This is a genomic window from Bradyrhizobium arachidis (assembly GCF_024758505.1).
In the GTDB taxonomy this organism is placed as follows: Bacteria; Pseudomonadota; Alphaproteobacteria; order Rhizobiales; family Xanthobacteraceae; genus Bradyrhizobium; species Bradyrhizobium manausense_C.
This window is the reverse complement of the sequence record NZ_CP077970.1, coordinates 5742792-5756946: the sequence shown is the minus strand read 5'-3', so window position 1 is coordinate 5756946 and position 14155 is coordinate 5742792. Positions and strand designations below refer to the sequence as shown.

The window sequence follows — 14155 nt, the reverse complement described above, 5'->3', positions numbered from 1 at the left end:
ATCCCTACCTGCAACGCTTGCGATCTGATCCCGCCTTGACCAATCGATCAAGCCGGATTATTCGTTTGTATACGAACGATAGTACACGAATGATATTGTCTAGACAACGACCGACCGAAGCAAGGGCAGGGTGAGATGAGCAATTTCAACCAGGAAAGCGTCCTCAGCGTTCACCACTGGACCGACACGCTGTTCTCCTTCAAGACCACCCGCAGCCCCACCTTCCGCTTCCGCAACGGCGAATTCACCATGATCGGGCTCAAGGTCGGCGAAAAACCGCTGCTGCGGGCTTACAGCGTCGCCAGCGCCAATTACGAGGACACGCTCGAGTTCTTCTCGATCAAGGTGCCGGACGGCCCGCTGACCTCGCGCCTCCAGCACCTGAAGCAGGGCGACGAGATCATCGTCAGCCGCAAGGCGACCGGCACGCTCGTCATCGACAACCTCGAAGCGGGCCGCAATCTCTATCTGATCGGCACCGGCACGGGCCTCGCCCCGTTCCTCAGCGTGATCAAGGACCCTGAAACCTATGAGCGTTTCGAGAAGGTCGTGCTGCTGCACGGCTGCCGGCACGTCAAGGAGCTCGCCTATGGCGAGATGATCACCGAGACGCTGCCGCAGGACGAACTGCTCGGCGACTACATCCGCAATCAGCTCATCTACTACCCGACCGTGACCCGCGACCCCTTCCGCAACCGCGGACGCATCACCGACCTCATTACCACCGGCAAGCTGTTTTCCGACATCGGCCTGCCGCCGATCGAGGCTGCCCATGACCGCGTCATGATCTGCGGCAGCCCGGCGCTGGTGGCCGACACCCGCGTGCTCTTGGGTGAGCGCGGTTTTGTCGAGGGTAACCACGGCGAACCGGCCCAGTTCGTGGTCGAAAAGGCCTTTGCCGAGCGGTAGGGCAGAATTTGCCGGGCAACAAAGCCGCATTTTCGCCGCCGCGGCACCGTTGCCCGGTCGATTCGGCAGACGATACTATGGGAAAGCCGAATCAGCGGAGTTCCACATGGTTGCGGACAGCGACAGCAATATCGCCTGGCACCGGGTCCAGTTGAAGAAGAACCGCGCCGAGTTGAAGGCGCTAGAGACCGCGCGCTTCACGATCGGCGAGATCGCGTCCTCGAAGCGGAACGGAGAGACCGAGAAGGCGATCGCGGAGCTGAAGCGCAAGATCGTGCAGTCGGAACGTTCGATCGCCGACTACGAGAAGCGCACGCGCCGGCCGCTCGCAACCGACCTGCAAAGCCTCAGCAATGGAAGCTGGAGCAATTGGGACTCCTACACCAGCCAGCGCAAATCCGGCCCGCGCTCACCGGGGCGAGGCTAGGTTTCGACCCAACCGCAGACTCGTCATGCCCGGGCTTGTCCCGGGTATCCACGTTCTTCGTGCCGCGGGAAGGTCGTGGATGGCCGGGACAAGCCCGGCCATGACGATGTGGAAGCCGTCCACACGAAAGTCACGTGCGACGCGTGGACAGTTCCCACCCTTGCATCGGCCAGCGCCCCCACCATCTGGATGAGGCGCCATCAACAGGGCCGGTGATCCATGACGCCGCGCATCGATTTCACCAGCGACGCCTTCTTTCGCGATCCGTCGAAAGGCATCGCGACGCTGAGGGCTTTTGCCCCTGTGGTCGCGACCCGGTTTCCGCTCGTCGGCGATGTCTGGGTCACCACGACCTATGAGACGACGGCGCAGGTGCTGAAGGACGGCACCACCTTCACGCTGCGCAAGGAAGACGGCGAGGTCGCAGGCCTGCGCTGGTGGATGCCGAAGCTCGTCACGACCATCGCCAACAACATGCTGACCATGGATGAGCCTGATCACACCAGGCTGCGCAGCATCGTGGATGAAGCCTTTCGCCGCCGCGCCATCGTGGCGATGGAGCCGCGCATCCGCGCCATCGCCGACGACCTGGCGGCAGACCTCTTTGCCGGTGGCAGCCCTGCCGATCTTGTGCAGCGCTATGCGCGCATTTTGCCACTGTCCGTGATTTGCGAGCTTCTTGGCCTTCCGGCGGCCGACCGTCCCCGGTTCATCGCCTGGGCCAATTCGATGGCGGGGCTGACCAACGTCTTCGGCTTCTTCCGCATGCTGTTCGCCTTCAGCAGGATGCGGCGTTATCTCGAGGAGCAGTTGCGGGTGGCGCGGGCGCAAGGCGGTGAGGGCCTGATTGCCGAACTGGTCCAGGTCGAGCGGGAAGGCGGCCGCATCACGCCGAGTGAAATGGTCTCGATGGTGTTTTTGCTGCTGGCCGCGGGCTCCGAGACCACGACGCATCTGATCAGCGGCTCGGTCTATGAGCTGCTGAAATCTCCGCGCCTGCGCGATTGGCTGGAGGAGGACTGGAGCCGCGTCGGCCTCGCCGTCGAGGAGTTCTTGCGCTTCGTCTCGCCGGTGCAATTCTCAAAGCCGCGCTATGTGCGGCGCGACGTCGAGCTCGCCGGCGTGCGCCTGAAAAAGGGCGACCGCGTCATGGTGATGCTCGCTGCGGCGAACATGGATCCCGGCGAGCACGAGGAGGTTGAACGGCTCGATCTCGCGCGCAAGCCGAACCGTCACATCTCCTTCGGCACCGGCATCCATTTCTGCCTCGGCCACCAGCTCGCGCGGATCGAGGCGGCATGCGCGCTTCAGGCGCTGTTGACGCGCTGGCCAAAACTCGGCCTCGCAATCGATCCGTCGCAGATTCGTTGGCGGAAACGACCCGGTATCCGCGCCATCGAAAAGCTTCCCGTCGTCGCGGTGCAGGTTGGAACACAGCCGGCCGAACCGGCACGCACTGAGGCAGATCGTTCGCTGCTGCGGGCGGGCTGATCGTTCCCTTCCTTACAAATGCGAAGCGCGCGCCTTTGGTTCGGAACGGCCTGCCAAGGTGTCTGTTGTCGTCGAAACCAGGAGTCCAGCCGCAAAGGAGAAATCGATGCCAGGCGGACGCGGAAGCAAGACGCATTTCAGATCGGGCATGCAGGGGAAGGGCGACGGCACCGGCGCGCTCTCCGACATTCCGAAGGACATGATCGGAGACAATATGGTCCTGTCCAACCGCGACAAGGCCCAAGGCCCAGCACACCGAGATCCGCGGCATGGACGGCAAGTTCACCAGACGGAACAGTATCAGGACCATTCGGCCAATCGTCTCGCGGACGAGGAACCCGACGAAACCTGACGACGAGTGCCAACTGACGTCGCGGACCGGTGCTCACCCGGTCCGCTTTTTTGTCGCTGCCAGATCCCGTTCCCAGCCGAACACGGAACGGCCGTCGAGCTCGGGGGAAACAGCGCGTTCGCCGGCAATGTAGGCATCGACCGATGGCCCCTGCGCGGTGCGCTCCAGCCGCCGCGCCTGATCGTCCAGCCGCTTGATCGCCTGCATTTCCTCTTCGCGTCCGAGCTTCGCTTGCTGGACCGCGTCCTTCAGCACACGGATGGTCTCGTCATAGACCTTGATCGGCACGGGATAGGGGTGCCGGTCCTTGCCGCCATGGGCGAGCGAGAAGCGCGCGGGATCCCTGAAACGATAGGGCGCACCGTGCACGACCTCGGCGACCATGGCGAGCGAGCGCACGGTGCGCGCGCCGACGCCGGGTGTCAGCAGCAGCTCCGGAAAGTCGACCGGCCCGCACTCGGCGGCGGCCGCGAGGGTGCCGTGCAGGCGGCGCGCGAACACATCCTTCGGCCGCACGTCATGATGCGCGGGCATGATGAGGTGCGGCAACAGCGCTTGCGCCGGCTCGGTGCCGCTGAGCCGTTCGAATTCGGAGACGATCCGGTCCGGGCCGAGCTCGGTGAGCAGATCGAGCTGCGCGCTGCGCGAGACGTCGGCGCGGTGGTCGGTGAGATTGACGATCTGGCCCTGCTCGGGGCCGTCGATCGCGCTGTGCGGCGCGTCGACAAAACTCTTCAGCGTCTCGGAATGCCAGTGATAGCGGCGCGCCTGGCGCTTGTCGCCGTTCATGCCCTGCTGCACGACAGTCCATTTGCTATCCGCGGTGACGAAGAAGCCATGCAGATAGAGATCAAACCCGTCCTGCACCGCGGCGCTGTCGACCTTTGCGACCAGGCGGCTCGCCCGCGTCAGCAATGCGCCGTCGAGGCCGACGCGGTCGCCGAGCAGCATCAGCTCGTCCGGCGTCTTGCGCGAATGCTGGCCGCGGCCGCCGCAGACATAGATGCCGAGCTCGTCCTGCATCGGCGCCAATCCGCGTTTCAGCGCGCCGATCACGGAGGTGGTGATGCCCGAGGAGTGCCAGTCCATTCCCATCACGGCGCCGAACGACTGGAACCAGAACGGGTGCGACAGGCGCTGCAGGAACGCATCGCGGCCGTAATGATGAACGATCGCCTGCGTGATGATGGTGCCGAGCGACGCCATGCGGTTCGCAAGCCACGGCGGAACGCGTCCGCTGTGGAGAGGAAGGTCGGCACTGCCGGTGCGTCGAGTCATGACTGCCCAGAAATAGCGCAGTTCGCCGACGGTTGCACGCGACGAATGCTACATTGCGCTGGCGGCGGGAGCGAAGGCGCCATCAATGCGTTGGCGCGGAACGTGGAAATGCAAGTGCAGGGAACAGCATGAATCTGCAAACCCTTGTCGCCGACATCGACGAGATGTTCGGCTGGATCCCCTCGTGGTTCGTCGGTCTCAGCCTGATCGCCGGCGCCATCCTGATCCTGCTGTCTCTCTATCGTGTCGCGGTGTGGCTGCTCGATCGGGCCTTCGGCACCCGCCTCCCGCTGCTCGCCGTATTCATCGACCGCACCGCAGGGCCGGCGCGCCTGGCCGTGTGTCTTGCCGCGGTCGCGCTGGTGTTGCCGCTTGCGCCGCTCGACGACACGATCCGCAACCCCCTGATGCGTTTGTTCGTCGTCGCCGTCATCGCCTTGATCGGATGGATTTCGATTCGCGTCGTCGACATGAGCGCGGCGCGGTATTTGCAGAACTTTCGCGACGTCACCGAGAATTTCATCGCGCGCAAGCACGTCACCCAGGTGCGCGTGTTCAAGCGCGTGACCGATACCATCATTGTCATCATCACGGTGTCGACGGCCCTGATGACCTTCGACTCGGTCAAGCAATACGGCGTCAGCCTGTTCGCCTCCGCCGGTGCCGCCGGTATCATCGTCGGTCTCGCCGCGCGGCCGCTGCTCAGCAATCTGATCGCGGGCGTGCAGATCGCGATCACGCAGCCGATCCGCATCGAGGACGCCGTCATCATCGAGAACGAGTGGGGCTGGGTCGAGGATATTGCCTCGACCTATGTCGTGGTTCGCCTGTGGGACTGGCGCCGCATGGTGGTGCCATTGTCCTACTTCATTGAAAAGCCGTTTCAGAACTGGACGCGCGATGCGGCCTCGCTGATCGGCGCGATCGCGCTCCACGTCGACTACCGGGCCGACGTGCCGCGCATTCGCCGCAGGCTGGAGGAGGCCGTCAAGGAGTCGAAACTGTGGGACGGCGCGGTGGTCAATCTCCAGGTCATCGATGCGGATGCCCGCACCATCCAGCTTCGAGCGCTGGTCAGCGCGCGCAATGCGCCGCAATCCTGGGACCTGCGCTGCGAAATCCGTGAAAAGCTCGTCGCCTTCATCCGTGACGAATTGCCCGAAGCGCTGCCGCGCGAACGCGCCATCCTGCTGGCCTCTGCCGATGACGATGCGGAGATCGTGCGGAGAATCGTCCCGCAGGAAGAGGAGCGGGCGAGGGCGCCCAATTGAGGTTTTAGCCGGCCGTGCTCAGCGACGAGACACCGCGTGGCTGGTTCGATCGCGGCGTGGCCTTGCGCAGCCTGCGTCGTGCCCAGATCAGCACGCCCGTGCAGAGCAGGGTCAGCAGCGCAAGCGAAACGATCACGTTCAGGGAGGAAGCGACCATCGCCGACCAGTTGCCCTCGTGGATCAGGCGCGGCCAGTTGCGCGGCAAAGCCGTGACGCCTGCCGGACCGATACCGTACGCGCGCAGCTCGCTGTCCTCGTAGATGCGCGCCATCATCCTCCCGCCGCGGGCGCCGATGGAGATCACGTGCGACAGATCGTGCTCGGCTGCGACCATGCGGACGGCCTCGGTCAATGCGACGCGGCCGCTGGGCGGCGCAGATGCGGTCTGAAAAGTCAGGCCGAACGCCAGGCATAGGCCGGTCAGCGGGCTGAGCAGGATCAAGGGCAGCGCGAACCATGCCGTCGCCTTGTGCCAGCCGGACAGCGTGTTGCGCAGCCGCGGCAGGCCCATCAGCGTTCCCAGCAGCATCACGACGACCATCGCGATGGTCGATGCCGTGACCAGCCAGGCCTGGCCGAGCAGCCGCTCATGGCTGAAGCGCGCCCACAGGAAGAAATCGGATAGGGTCGAACCCGCTGCGAAGGCTTCGCCGGTTGCGAGATCGACGGCCGGTGCGTTGATGCCCTGCAATGTCAGGCGCTGCGCGCTGGCGTTGATGGCGATGCCGCGGGCCTTGTTGTCCGGATCGTAGCGCTTGATCGCCGCGATGACGCGGGTTGCATCGATCGCCGGGCCATTCGTGCCGCTGACCTGCACCATTGGCTCGAACGATAGGATCAGGCCGGTCGCGATGATCGCGAGCAAGGGCAGGGCGAAGACCAGACTGATCCAGCGGTGAAGTCTGAGCAGAAGCGGCTTGATCATTTGGGTCTCCGAACGAGCGCTTCGTGCTGTGTGCGGAAGCGATGCGCGAAACACAAATGACGCTTTGTCCATATTTGCGCGTTGATCCTGAGCAACCGGAAGAATGTTTCCGGAGTCGCCCGCCGGCTCCAGCGTCACGATGAGTTTGCGAAGCAGTTGCGTCAGGCGTTCGCCTTGGCAAGGCCCTCCGCTCCTCACGGCATCGTTAGCGGCAGATAGCTTGCTGGAGAGATGAGCGGGGTCTATTTCGGCGCGTTACCGCCATTTGACCGGGCGCACTTCGCTCGATGACCCCAAGAGGACAACCATGAAACATTCAACGGCGCAGGTCGAAAGCGAGCGTGCCAGCATCTACCTGCAACAGCTCTGCAAGCATTTTGCGCACAAGATGGCGGTGGAGTTCACCCCGGAGCGAGGCGTGATCCCGTTCTCGGTCGGAACCTGCCGGCTGGAGGCCGCCAATAACATCCTGACGATGCGCGCCGAGGCCGAGGATGCCGAGCGCCTTGCGCAGCTTCAGGACATCATCGCACGCCATCTCGTTCGCTTTGCTTTCCGCGCGCCGCCCGAGATCGTCTGGCAGGCGGCGGAGGAAGCGACACGCTGAATTTGAGGGCTGTGCGAGGATAGTAATATACCCCCGATTTGCCCGACGTGTCAAATGATTTCGTAAAAGCCGAAGGTCTTCGCGCCGGCCGTCAACGGCTACTGTGCATGGGGTTGTTTCGACGCTTTGTTGGACGGTCACGGAAATTCCGGGCCCCACCCTTGATTTCCCTGGGGCTTTAGTTGCCCGTCGCCTTGACGGCGCCCCGCAGGCCCGCCTGCTGCTGGATCGTGTCCAGCGTGCCGCCGGCCTTCGCCTCCTGCACGAAATGGTTGACGAAGGGCAGGGCGTTCTCGCGCCCCTTGGGAATGGCGACGGCCATGTGCTCCAGACCCCAATTGCCGTCCAGGATTCGCGCGCCCGGCATCTGGTCGGACATCTCGAACAGCGTCGGCTTGTTGGTGGCGTAGAGATCGATCTCGCCGCGCGAGAACATCTCGATCACCGCCTTCACGCTCTCGGCAGGAACGATGGTCGCGTTCTTGTACGTCTGCGGCAGCGTGCGCTCCGAGGTCGAGCCCTTGGTGACGCCGATCCGCACGCCGGCACGGTCGATCTCGTCGGCCTTGGCGATGGTCGAGTTGGCCGGCACCAGAAAGCCGAGCTCGATCGACAGCACGGGCTGGCTGAAGCTGACGTCGTTGGCGCGGGCAGGCGTCGCGTTGGTGACGGTGAAATCGACCTCGCCGTTCTTGATCGCGGTGACGATGTCGGCGACACGCTGAAACCGGACATAGTCCACGGACACGCCGAGCTGTTTTGCAAGCTCGCCGCCGAGATCGTAGCTCAGGCCGTGCGGCTTGCCGGCGGCATCTGTCACCATCGAGGTCGGACTGCCCGGATAGATGCCGACGCGCAAGGAGCCGCTGGGCGCAAGCACCTGCTTTTTTTCGCCATCGGCGAGCGCGGGTGCACTGAGCAAAGCGAGCGCGACGATGACCCGCGCGAGGGTGGAGATGAGCATGGTCATGGCTCCAATCGCGGCGCTATTGCGCGCGGATGTTGGCGGCCTTCAGCACCGGCTCCCATTTGGTCGCTTCGGCACGCATATAGGCGTCAAAGTCCTTCGAGGACGAGCCGAGCGGCGTGGCACCGATCTTGTCGAGCGTCGAGATCACGGTCGGATCGGTCAGCGCCGTCTTCAGGTCGGCCTCGAGCTTCGCCACGATCTCCGGCGGCATCCTTGCCGGTCCGAGAAAACCCCACCAGACCGAGACGTCGTAGCCGGGCACGCCTGATTCCGCGACGGTTGGGACGTTCGGCAGCGCTTTTGCACGCTGCGCCGAGGTCACCGCGAGCGCGCGCACCGGGCCGCCTTCGAGCTGGCCGATCGCCTCCGCAAGCGGATTGATGCTCAGCGGTATCTCGCCTGCGATCACGGCAGTCAGCGCCGGTGCGCCGCCCTTGTAGGGGATCGAGACGATCTTGACGCCGGCCATGTGTTTCAGGAGCTCGCCGGCCAGATGTGCCGACGTGCCGTTGCCGGACATGCCATAGGAGAGCTTGTCCGGATCCTTCTTCGCCGCGGCCAACAGGTCCTGCAGCGTCTTGTACGGACTGTCCTTCTGCACCACGATCGCAAGCGGCGACGAGGCTACCTCGGTGATTGCGGTGAAATCCTTGAACGTGTCGTAGGGCACGCTCGGATAGATGAACTGGTTGAGCGGATGGCCGCTCGCGACCAGGATCAGCGTGTAGCCGTCGGGCGCGGCCTGCGTCAGCGCCTGCGAAGCGATGATGCCGCCGGCGCCGGGACGGTTGTCGATCACGGGCTGCTGGCCCCAGCTCTTGGCAAGTGCGGCACCGAGCGTACGGGCCAGCACGTCGACCGCACCGCCCGCCGCATAGGGAACGAGGATGTGGACCGGCTTGCTCGGGAAGCTTTCGGCCTGCGCTGCGGCACTGGTCAGCAGCATGGCTGCCGCAACCGCGAGCCGACCGATTCCTGTCTTCAAACCCGGCATTTCCAGCACTCCCATCGGCGTCCGCGCGCCGTCTTCTTGTTGACGAAACTTGTTCATTTGTACGATAGTACAAATCACATGGTCCGCAAGCCCACCAGCAAAGAACCGGCGCGCAAGCCCAATATGCGCGAGGCGATTCTCGCCGCGGCGGAGGAGCTGTTTGCGACCAACGGTTTCAATGCTGTTTCCGTTCGTGACATCGCGCAGGCCGCCGGCGCCAATCCCGGCAGCGTGACCTACCACTTCAAGACCAAGGACGGCCTGCTGCTGGAGATCTATCGCCGGCACTGCGGTCCGATGAATCTTCGCCGCTCCGAGCTGTTAGAGGCTGCCAAGCGGGTGCGCGATCTGCAGGACCGGCTCGAGGCGATCGTGCGCGCCTACGTGGTGCCGGCCTTCACCTCGGGCAGCGATCTCGCCGGCGGCGGCGCGCGCTTCTCGCGGCTGCGGGCCGTGATGTCGGCGGAAGGCAACGAGGTCGCGCGTCGCATCATCGCGCAGACCTTTGACGACACCAGCCACGCCTTCATCGATGCGATCCATGACAGCCTGCCGCATATCCCGCGCACCGATATCGTCTGGCGCAGCCATTTCCTGCTCGGCGCGCTCTATTATTCGCTGGTGACGCCGGAGCGCGTGACGCGCCTGGCGCGGGGCGAGACCGACGGCGGCGATGCGGCGATCGCGATCGAGCAATTGGTGCAGGCGACCGTCGCCTCACTCCAGGCGCGGGCGGTGGACCAGGCCGAGCCGGCCCCGAAGCGCGCGGCAAGCATCAAAACCTGACAACCAGAAGACAAAGAATGTCCGATCCCAAACGATGGCAGATAGGTCTCGTCGGCTATGGCGAAGTCGGCCGCATTCTCGCTGAGGATTTGCGTCAGCAGGACATCAAGGTCGCCGCCTACGACATCAAGCTCGATGGCGAGCAGGCCGCACCGCTGCGCGATCACGCCGCAAAATTCGGCGTGGTGCTGGCCACCTCGCATGCCGATCTCACTGCAAAGTCCGACTTCGTCGTTTCAGCCGTGACTGCAAGCCAGGCTGTGCCGGTGGCAAAGGCCTGCGCGGCCGCGATCAACCAGGGCACGTGGTTTCTCGACTTCAACTCGGCATCGCCCGGCGCCAAGCAGCGCGCCGCGGCGCTGATCGACGATGCCGGCGGGCGTTACGTCGAAGGCGCCGTGATGACCTCGGTACCGCCTTATCGCATCAAGGTGCCGCTGTTGCTCGGCGGCCCCGGCGCGCGCGAGCTCGCGCCGCTGCTCAACGCCATCGGCTTTGCGGCCAAGGTCGCGAGCGATCAGCTCGGCGTATCCTCGGCGGTGAAGATGTGCCGCAGCATCATGATCAAGGGCATGGAGGCCATGGTCATCGAGAGCTTTACCACCGCGCGCGCCTATGGCGTCGAGGATGCGGTGCTGGCCTCGCTCGCGGAGACGTTCCCCGGCATCGACTGGGAGAAGCAGGGCGCTTATTTCTTCCAGCGCGTGATCGAGCACGGCCGCCGCCGGAGCGAAGAGGTACGCGAAGTCGCCGAGACCGTGCGCGAAGCCGGCCTCACGCCATGGTCGGCGCAAGGCACCGCCGAACGCCAGGCCTGGATGGCCGATCTCGCGGACGAAGGGCTGTTCGGCACGAAAGGCACCAAGGAATTTGCCCGCAGCGCGAATTGGCGCACCGAAGCTGATCGGATCCTGACAAAAATCAAGCGCGAGGGGTGATGACGCGCGGCTTCTTCAAGCCGGTGAAAACAGCACCGGTCGGTGCCGCTCGAACACCTGCCGGCCATTCTTGAAGCCCATCAGAACGTCCGGTAACTCCGCGATCGCGTTTCGGCTGTCGGCGGTATCGAGCACGACAAGATCGGCCGGGTTGCCGACGGCAATGCCGTAATCCCTCAGATTCATCAGCCGCGCCGGCAGGTCGGTGACGAGGTCGAGGCAGGTGTCGAAATCGCCAACGGCAACGTGAGCGACATTGGCGTAAAAATTCGCCATGCGCAGCAAGGACGCATCGCCGAAGGGCGTGAAGGGGTTGAGCACGTTGTTGGTGGCAACCGAGCACAAGACGCCGTCTGCAACGAGCTTGTGGGCGAGCGTCAGCCCGCGCGGCGCATTGTGGGTGGCGTCGCGCCCCATCAGATAGAGATCCGTCGCCGGCAGCACGGTGACGGCGACGCCGGATTTCGCCAGCCGTCCCGTGGCCGCCTTCAGGCGCGCGGGCGGCAGCGCCGAGAGCTTTGTGGCATGACCGATCGCGACGCGCCTCTGATAGTTGCGCCGCTCGGTCTGCCGGCAGACCTCTTCCAGGTGCCACCAGGACGGATCGAGGTCGAAGTCGAGATGGAGATCGACGTCGACGTCGAATTCCTGCGCGAGATTGAAGATGCGTTCGAGATGGGCGTTGGGGTCGGTGTCCGTATAGGGACAGCCGCCGATCACCTCGCCGCCGTCGCGCAGCGCCTGCACCAGCAGTTCCTCGCTGCCGGGATCGTTGGTCAGGCCTTCCTGCGGAAAGACGCAGAGTGAGAGGTCGAGCGCCCAGGCGTAGTCGCGCTTCAGCGCCTTCACCGCCTCGAAGCCGCGTAGCCCGATGCGCGGGTCGATCTCGACATGGGTCCGCATGCGCGTTGTGCCGTGGACGATCGCGCGCTCGATCACCTTGGCGCCGCGCGCGTAGACGTCCTCGACGGTAAACTCCCGCTTCATAGCCGAGACGGCGCGAATGGCGTCACCGAGACTGCCATGATCATGGCCGCAGCGGCTGAGCAGGCAGGCCTTGTCGAGATGGATGTGGGTGTCGACGAAGCCGGGCAGGGCGAGCCTGCCGCCGGCGTCGACCTCCAACGCCTCGCAGGCAAGATGTGGCTCGATCGCGGCAATCCGGCCGCCAGCCACGCCGATATCGACTGTTACGGCGGATGATCGCAACATGGCGTTGCGCACGATCAGGTCGAAGGCGGTGCGGGCGATCATGGTGTCAGGTTCAGGTGAGGCAGGTTAGCGGAAGGAGTGTTTCCAGGCAGCTCCAGAATGTATGCACTTGTGCCATCAAATTGTTCGAAAATATGCATGCAATCCAGAGGGCGGCTTTGTAGAATTTGGCCGTTCCCGGAGAAACCCGCACATGTCAGCCACCGCAAAAGTCGAAGCCAAGCCGCAATCCGATGCCGAGATCGTGGAAGCCTATCTTACGGCCTCAATGATCCCTGACCCCGACGCCGCTGCGGTCTACATGGCGCCGGGTACCGTGATCACGTTTACGGGCGGGCGCGAGTTCGACCATCCCCGCGGGCCGACCGGCTTCAACGCCAAGCGGTACCGCTGGGTCAAGAAGAAGATGGATCGCTTCGACGTTTGCCCGGGCCAGGACGAGACCGTCGTCTACAGCATCGGGACGCTCTACGGCGAATGGAAGGATGGCACGACCTTCGAAGGCAACCGATATGTCGATCGCTTCGTCGTGAAGGGCGGGCAGATCGTGAAGATGGACGTCTGGAACGACAGCGCCGAACGCATTCTGGTCCAGCGCGGCATCGACGCCTAGCCGGCGCCAGACGAACACCTCATCCCTGCCGGCGCAGGAAGCCTGATATCGTGACTTTCTCCCAGATGCCGGCCGCGGCAAACGGATCGGCGCGGTTGAAGGCTTCGACCTCGGCCCGTCCGGGCGCCTCGATCAGGAACAGGCTGCCGATCATTTTCTCTCCGTCGTCGGACACCAGCGGACCGGACATCACGATCTTGACGCCGAAGCGCGAGGTGTCGCTCAGGAACGCCTTGTGCGCGTCGTAATGGGCGAGGCGGGTCGGCAAAGCGCCTGATCTGTCGAGGGCGTGGATGGCAAACAGCATGATGTCTCCGCATTGAATTTGGGACGGCCGCGCACGGCCGTCCCGTTTATCGAGTGGGCTTACTTGCCGCCGAGCTTGCTGGCTTCGTCCCAGGTCGGGCAGGTCCGCTGCTCCAGCGGCACGTCGAACGGCTTGTAATTGTCCTTGGTGATGACGGTCGGCTTCAGCACGATCTCGGAGATCACGGGCTCGTTGCGCAGCGAGCGGATCGCCATCATGGTGCCGAGGCAGCCCTGCGCAAAACCATTATAGTCGCCGCTCGCAAGCAGCTTGCCCGACTTGATGGCGTCGATGGCTTCCTTGGTGCCGTTGATGCCGATCACCTGGGCCTTGCGGTTAGCACCGTCGAGCGCCTCGATCGCACCGACCGCCATGGCGTCGTTGGCGGCGAGCACGCCGTCGATCTGCGAGTTCGACTGCATCAGGTTCTCCATCACCTGGAGCGCCTGGAGACGCTGATAGTTGCCGGGCTGCGAAGCCAGCAGTTTTGCGCCGGGGGTCTCCTTCAGCGCATCGTTGAAGCCGCGGACGCGGTCGACATTGGTCAAGGAGCCCTTGACGCCTTCGATGATCACGATGTTGCCCTTGCCGCCCAACGTCTTGAGCAGGAAGCGGCCGGTCTCGAGACCGAGGCTGTAATCGTCGGCGCCGATGAACGAGAGGAACTTGCCGCCGGCCGACCGGTCGGTGATGTTGATGACGGGAATTTTGGCGTCGTTGATCTTCTCGACCCCCGGCACCATCGCCTTGTAGTCGACCGGCGTGAAGACGATCGCGCTGGGCTTCTTCACCACGACGTCTTCGATCTGGCTGAGCTGCTCAGGGATGGAGTCAGGCTTGGTCGGGATATACTGCAGCGTCTTCGCGTTCAGCGTCTTGGCCATGTTGTCGGCACCGACGCGCACCGTCTGGAAGAACGGGTTGGTCTGGTTCTTGGTGAAGACGGCAATGGTCTCGCCGTCGGCGCACGCCTGCGTCGTGAATGCCGCCATCAGGAGCGGCAATGCAAAATAGCCCAGTCTCTGTCTCATGTGGTCTCCATCCCTCATTTTGGTTTGTTGGATTGCTTCAGACG

At 64.1% G+C, this 14155-nt stretch carries 16 protein-coding genes; 9 read left to right on the top strand and 7 right to left on the bottom strand.

Translation table 11 applies throughout. The features are described from left to right. Positions 1-135: 135 nt before the first annotated feature. From KUF59_RS26745 to KUF59_RS26730, 4 genes are all read left to right on the top strand, one after another. Positions 136-909 (top strand): ferredoxin--NADP reductase, encoded by a 774-nt coding sequence (locus tag KUF59_RS26745; protein ID WP_212459086.1) that lies wholly within the window; start codon positions 136-138, stop codon positions 907-909. Between the two features lie 106 nt (positions 910-1015). After that, positions 1016-1336, top strand: a complete 321-nt coding sequence (locus KUF59_RS26740) for a hypothetical protein (RefSeq protein WP_212459085.1) — start codon at positions 1016-1018, stop codon at positions 1334-1336. 219 nt (positions 1337-1555) lie between these two features. Then, a complete protein-coding gene (locus KUF59_RS26735) occupies positions 1556-2827 on the top strand; it encodes a cytochrome P450 (protein WP_212459084.1) in 1272 nt (423 codons plus the stop codon). 106 nt (positions 2828-2933) lie between these two features. Next, positions 2934-3179 carry a hypothetical protein gene (locus tag KUF59_RS26730; protein WP_212459083.1) on the top strand — a complete coding sequence of 82 codons (246 nt, stop codon included), beginning with the start codon at positions 2934-2936 and terminating at the stop codon, positions 3177-3179. Between the two features lie 33 nt (positions 3180-3212). On the opposite strand, the gene KUF59_RS26725 is transcribed toward KUF59_RS26730, so the two are convergent. Continuing rightward, positions 3213-4457, bottom strand: a complete 1245-nt coding sequence (locus KUF59_RS26725; protein ID WP_212459082.1) for a DUF763 domain-containing protein — start codon at positions 4455-4457, stop codon at positions 3213-3215. A gap of 128 nt (positions 4458-4585) precedes the next feature. Between KUF59_RS26725 and KUF59_RS26720 the strand changes: the two genes are divergently transcribed. Beyond that, complete coding sequence (locus KUF59_RS26720) at positions 4586-5728, top strand: mechanosensitive ion channel family protein (RefSeq protein WP_212459081.1); 1143 nt, start codon at positions 4586-4588, stop codon at positions 5726-5728. A 4-nt stretch (positions 5729-5732) separates the two neighbouring features. Here KUF59_RS26720 and KUF59_RS26715 read toward each other — a convergent pair whose 3' ends face one another. Continuing rightward, entirely contained in the window at positions 5733-6653 is a 921-nt protein-coding gene (locus KUF59_RS26715) for a PepSY-associated TM helix domain-containing protein (RefSeq protein ID WP_212459080.1), read from the bottom strand. 307 nt (positions 6654-6960) lie between these two features. On the opposite strand from KUF59_RS26715, the gene KUF59_RS26710 reads away from it, so the two are divergent. After that, entirely contained in the window at positions 6961-7260 is a 300-nt protein-coding gene (locus KUF59_RS26710) for a DUF2218 domain-containing protein (RefSeq protein ID WP_212459079.1), read from the top strand. A 178-nt stretch (positions 7261-7438) separates the two neighbouring features. Here the strand turns inward: KUF59_RS26710 and KUF59_RS26705 are convergent, their stop codons facing one another. Together KUF59_RS26705 and KUF59_RS26700 are read right to left on the bottom strand one after the other, a co-directional pair. Next, entirely contained in the window at positions 7439-8224 is a 786-nt protein-coding gene (locus KUF59_RS26705; protein WP_249140400.1) for an ABC transporter substrate-binding protein, read from the bottom strand. Positions 8225-8246: 22 nt separating this feature from the next. Then, positions 8247-9224 carry a Bug family tripartite tricarboxylate transporter substrate binding protein gene (locus KUF59_RS26700; RefSeq protein WP_212459077.1) on the bottom strand — a complete coding sequence of 326 codons (978 nt, stop codon included), beginning with the start codon at positions 9222-9224 and terminating at the stop codon, positions 8247-8249. Positions 9225-9302: 78 nt separating this feature from the next. Here KUF59_RS26700 and KUF59_RS26695 point away from each other — a divergent pair, with 78 nt between their 5' ends. Further along, a complete protein-coding gene (locus KUF59_RS26695) occupies positions 9303-10010 on the top strand; it encodes a TetR/AcrR family transcriptional regulator (RefSeq protein ID WP_212459076.1) in 708 nt (235 codons plus the stop codon). A 17-nt stretch (positions 10011-10027) separates the two neighbouring features. Further along, positions 10028-10948 carry a DUF1932 domain-containing protein gene (locus KUF59_RS26690; protein ID WP_212459075.1) on the top strand — a complete coding sequence of 307 codons (921 nt, stop codon included), beginning with the start codon at positions 10028-10030 and terminating at the stop codon, positions 10946-10948. 15 nt (positions 10949-10963) lie between these two features. Here the strand turns inward: KUF59_RS26690 and KUF59_RS26685 are convergent, their stop codons facing one another. Beyond that, positions 10964-12202 (bottom strand): amidohydrolase family protein, encoded by a 1239-nt coding sequence (locus tag KUF59_RS26685; protein ID WP_212459074.1) that lies wholly within the window; start codon positions 12200-12202, stop codon positions 10964-10966. A gap of 151 nt (positions 12203-12353) precedes the next feature. On the opposite strand from KUF59_RS26685, the gene KUF59_RS26680 reads away from it, so the two are divergent. Further along, entirely contained in the window at positions 12354-12773 is a 420-nt protein-coding gene (locus KUF59_RS26680; RefSeq protein ID WP_212459073.1) for a nuclear transport factor 2-like protein, read from the top strand. 19 nt (positions 12774-12792) lie between these two features. On the opposite strand, the gene KUF59_RS26675 is transcribed toward KUF59_RS26680, so the two are convergent. Beyond that, a complete protein-coding gene (locus tag KUF59_RS26675) occupies positions 12793-13080 on the bottom strand; it encodes a YciI family protein (RefSeq protein WP_212459072.1) in 288 nt (95 codons plus the stop codon). Positions 13081-13139: 59 nt separating this feature from the next. Continuing rightward, positions 13140-14111: a sugar ABC transporter substrate-binding protein gene (locus KUF59_RS26670; protein WP_212459071.1), complete on the bottom strand. Its 972-nt coding sequence runs from the start codon at positions 14109-14111 to the stop codon at positions 13140-13142. Positions 14112-14155 lie beyond the last annotated feature (44 nt).

Excerpts from the sequence above, each read along its gene's own strand:
- KUF59_RS26705 (WP_249140400.1), bottom strand. The coding sequence starts at position 8,224 with ATGCTCATCTCCACCCTCGCGCGGGTCATCGTCGCGCTCGCTTTGCTC.
- KUF59_RS26685 (WP_212459074.1), bottom strand. The coding sequence starts at position 12,202 with ATGATCGCCCGCACCGCCTTCGACCTGATCGTGCGCAACGCCATGTTG.
- KUF59_RS26695 (WP_212459076.1), top strand. The coding sequence starts at position 9,303 with ATGGTCCGCAAGCCCACCAGCAAAGAACCGGCGCGCAAGCCCAATATG.
- KUF59_RS26670 (WP_212459071.1), bottom strand. The coding sequence starts at position 14,111 with ATGAGACAGAGACTGGGCTATTTTGCATTGCCGCTCCTGATGGCGGCA.
- KUF59_RS26730 (WP_212459083.1), top strand. The coding sequence starts at position 2,934 with ATGCCAGGCGGACGCGGAAGCAAGACGCATTTCAGATCGGGCATGCAG.
- KUF59_RS26740 (WP_212459085.1), top strand. The coding sequence starts at position 1,016 with ATGGTTGCGGACAGCGACAGCAATATCGCCTGGCACCGGGTCCAGTTG.
- KUF59_RS26725 (WP_212459082.1), bottom strand. The coding sequence starts at position 4,457 with ATGACTCGACGCACCGGCAGTGCCGACCTTCCTCTCCACAGCGGACGC.
- KUF59_RS26715 (WP_212459080.1), bottom strand. The coding sequence starts at position 6,653 with ATGATCAAGCCGCTTCTGCTCAGACTTCACCGCTGGATCAGTCTGGTC.
- KUF59_RS26745 (WP_212459086.1), top strand. The coding sequence starts at position 136 with ATGAGCAATTTCAACCAGGAAAGCGTCCTCAGCGTTCACCACTGGACC.
- KUF59_RS26675 (WP_212459072.1), bottom strand. The coding sequence starts at position 13,080 with ATGCTGTTTGCCATCCACGCCCTCGACAGATCAGGCGCTTTGCCGACC.
- KUF59_RS26710 (WP_212459079.1), top strand. The coding sequence starts at position 6,961 with ATGAAACATTCAACGGCGCAGGTCGAAAGCGAGCGTGCCAGCATCTAC.
- KUF59_RS26690 (WP_212459075.1), top strand. The coding sequence starts at position 10,028 with ATGTCCGATCCCAAACGATGGCAGATAGGTCTCGTCGGCTATGGCGAA.
- KUF59_RS26700 (WP_212459077.1), bottom strand. The coding sequence starts at position 9,224 with ATGCCGGGTTTGAAGACAGGAATCGGTCGGCTCGCGGTTGCGGCAGCC.
- KUF59_RS26680 (WP_212459073.1), top strand. The coding sequence starts at position 12,354 with ATGTCAGCCACCGCAAAAGTCGAAGCCAAGCCGCAATCCGATGCCGAG.
- KUF59_RS26720 (WP_212459081.1), top strand. The coding sequence starts at position 4,586 with ATGAATCTGCAAACCCTTGTCGCCGACATCGACGAGATGTTCGGCTGG.
- KUF59_RS26735 (WP_212459084.1), top strand. The coding sequence starts at position 1,556 with ATGACGCCGCGCATCGATTTCACCAGCGACGCCTTCTTTCGCGATCCG.